Origin of the sequence: Mycobacterium sp., assembly GCF_032162105.1 — a bacterium.
Taxonomy (GTDB): domain Bacteria; phylum Actinomycetota; class Actinomycetes; order Mycobacteriales; family Mycobacteriaceae; genus Mycobacterium.
Genome location: NZ_JAVRPS010000673.1, coordinates 1 through 3,172, shown reverse-complemented (window position 1 = coordinate 3,172; position 3,172 = coordinate 1). Strand labels below are relative to the sequence as shown.

General features: G+C 63.2%; 2 protein-coding genes and 1 pseudogene. All 3 read left to right on the top strand.

Going from position 1 to position 3,172, the window contains the following annotated elements; all coding sequences use genetic code 11:
- Nucleotides 1–226 (top strand): annotated as a pseudogene (locus QOC69_RS33970) (ABC transporter ATP-binding protein); the annotation flags it as partial.
- A 42-nt stretch (nucleotides 227–268) separates the two neighbouring features.
- On the top strand, nucleotides 269–1,780 hold the full coding sequence (locus QOC69_RS33965; RefSeq protein WP_526446888.1) for an amino acid permease: 1,512 nt from the start codon (nucleotides 269–271) through the stop codon (nucleotides 1,778–1,780).
- A gap of 34 nt (nucleotides 1,781–1,814) precedes the next feature.
- A partial coding sequence (locus tag QOC69_RS33960) for a copper amine oxidase (RefSeq protein WP_526446886.1) occupies nucleotides 1,815–3,172 on the top strand: 1,358 nt, incomplete at its 3' end.

Below are 3,172 nucleotides of genomic sequence, written 5' to 3'. Positions count from 1 at the left end.
GCAGCGCACCGCCATCGCGCGCTCGCTCATCAGTAACCCGACCCTCGTCCTCGCCGACGAGCCGACGGCGAACCTGGATCACAAGACGGGGGAGACGGTCGTGCGAATGCTGCGCGACCTATGTTCGACCATCGGCGTCACCGTTGTCGCCAGCACCCACGACCCGATTGTCGCCGAGGAGGCAAGCCGCGTCGTCCGGATGAGAGACGGACAGATCGTCAACTGACCCGGTCCCTTCGTGGGATTCGATCCGATTGGGAGATAACCAATGACACAAGAGATGGAAGCGACGCGGCCGTCCGACCGCGACGCCCTGATGACTACCGAGCTGGTCCCCGAACAGATCCTGCCCAAGGTCATGACCACATTCGGGCTGGTTGCCACCTATGTGTTCATCATCTGCTGGATCACCGGCTCATCGGTGATGGCGGCAGGCGGTTGGACCGCCATCCCGATGTGGATCCTGGGCATCCTCACCTTCCTGGTGCCTGCGGGCCTGGCCGTCGCCGAGCTGGGCAACCTGTGGCCCGGCCAAGGTGGCGTGTACATCTGGGCCACCCGCACCATGGGTGAGACGTGGGGATTCGTCGGCGGCTATCTGTCGTGGATACCGGTGATCCTGAATGCCGCTTCGTCACCCGCGGTCGTGTTGCAGTTCCTGCTCTTGGCCTTCCACGCCGAGCTCGGTCTGACGCTGAGCATCATCATTCAGCTGGTCATCCTTTGGGCAGTCATCGGCCTGGCCTTGGCGAAACTTGCTGCCAACCAACGCATCATGAATGCCGTCTTCATCGTCTACTGGGCGCTGACGGCCGTCATCTTCATCTCCGGCGTCGTCTACGCGATCAACAACGGCTCGGCTACGCCGTTCAGCCTGCATGAAGTGACGGTGCCCGACTTCGCGGGCGCCGGCTTCCTGTACGGCACCGTGCTGCTGTACCTGCTTGGCGTGGAGACGCCCTACAACATGGGCGCGGAGTTCCTTTCGGTGCGCAAGAGCGGGCCGCGGATGATCATCTGGGGCTCGGTGGCTCTGGTGGCCATCTACCTACTGACCACGGTGGGCACCATGATGGTGCTGCCCGGGGATCAAATCGATCCGGTCACCGGCGTCATCGGGATGCTTGGAACGGCCGCCCCCAAGGGCGTGATGGAGGTGGCGGCGATCGTACTGGCCTGCATCGTGTTCGTGGCCCTGGTGACTTATCAGATCGCGTACTCGCGACTGATCTTCGTCTCCGGCCTGGAGCGCCATCTGCCGCGGATCTTCACCCACCTCAACCCGCGTACCCGCAACCCGGTGACCGCGGTGCTGATCCAGGGTGTGATCTCGTCGTTGATCCTGGTCGGGTTGTACTCGCAGAGCAGCATGGCCAACGTCACCATCTTCATCCAGGGCGGTCTTTCCACCGTCTGGCTGATCTCCGGGTTCTTCTTCCTGTTCCCGGTCATCATCGCTCGCAAGAAGTACGCCGATCGCTACGCGAACGAGAAGTTCTGGCGCATTCCCGGCGGTACCGTCGGAGTGTGGGTCACCGTGGTCGTCGGCACCGTTGGCACCATCGGCGGCGTGTACTACTCGTTCGCCAAGTCGTGGATCGCGGACGTTCCGGACAGTGAGTGGATGACGTGGACCGGCGGCATTTCGCTGGGCATCATCGTGTTCGGTGCGGTCGTCTACGTGTTCGGCCGACGGTCGGCGCACAAGACAAGTTCGGAAGACGCACTGGCGCATCTTGCCGTCCTCGATCTCAAGAAGTCTGAAACCACCACCCCATAAGTCTGAAACCACAACCCCAGAGGGAGCCTGACCCATGACCCTGGACAGCACCACGCTTCGCGCGGACGCTACCGAGGACACGACCCACTACCCGCTCGACCCGCTGTCCGGCGCCGAGATCCAGTCCGCCGCGGCCGTCATCACGTCGTCCGAATACGCTTCGCCGACACTGAAGTTCGTGATGATTCAGTTGGCGGAGCCGGCCAAGACCGCCGAGCTCACGTTCGAAGGCGCGATCGACGTGCCGCGGTGCGCGTTCGCCACCATGTACGACGCTGCCGCCAAGATGGTGTACGAGGCGGTCGTCGACCTCGGTGCCAGGGTCATCGAATCGTGGAAGGCGATTCCCGGACGGTTCCCGTCCTATCTGGTCGAGACCATGACCGGGGTGGAGGAGACGGTCCGTGAGGACCCGAGGTGGCAGGCCGCGATGCTCAAGCGCGGCATCACCGACTTCAGCCTCGCCATGATCGACCCCTGGCCCGCAGGCTATTACGGCCAGGGCGACCACTACGACAACTCGCCGCTGATCTGCCGTCCGCTGACCTTCATGCGGGCGGCGCCGTCCGAGCATGGCTACGCGCGTCCCGTCGAGGGCCTGATCGTCACCTTCGATCTGGACAACATGAAGATCATCGACATCGAGGACCACGGCGTGGTGCCGTTGCCTCCCACCGCAGGCAACTACGCCGAGAAGTTCATGTTCGATCCGAACAACCGGCCTGCCTTCACCGAGTTCCGTCCCGACGTCAAGCCGATCGAGATCACCCAACCCGACGGACCCAGCTTCACCGTCGACGGCTGGCACGTGACGTGGCAGAAGTGGTCCCTGCGGATCGGCTTCAACCCGCGCGAGGGCATCACGCTGCACGAGGTGAGCTACACCGACCGGGGTGAGACCAGGCCCATCATGTACCGCGGGTCGTTGTCGGAGATGGTGGTGCCCTACGGCGATACGTCTCCGACGCACTGGAACAAGAACGTGTTCGACATGGGTGAGGTGGGCATGGGCTTCTCGGCCAACCCGCTGACGTTGGGCTGTGACTGTCTCGGCGAGATCCACTACTTCGACGGCACGGTCAACGACTCCAACGGGAACGCGGTGACGATCCCGAACGCCATCTGCATGCACGAGGAGGATTACGGAATCTCCTGGAAGCACACCGACTTCCGCACCGAGGAGGTCGAGGTGCGGCGCTCCCGGCGGCTAGTCGTCTCGATGATCTGCACCGTCGGCAACTACGAGTACGGATTCTTCTGGTACTTCTACAACGACGCCTCCATCGAGGTAGAGGTCAAGCTGTCGGGCGTTCTCACCACGGGGGCCGTCGCCGACGATGAGGTTCCGCGCTGGGGCAAGCTCGTCGCTCCCGGCATCTACGGCCCGAATCA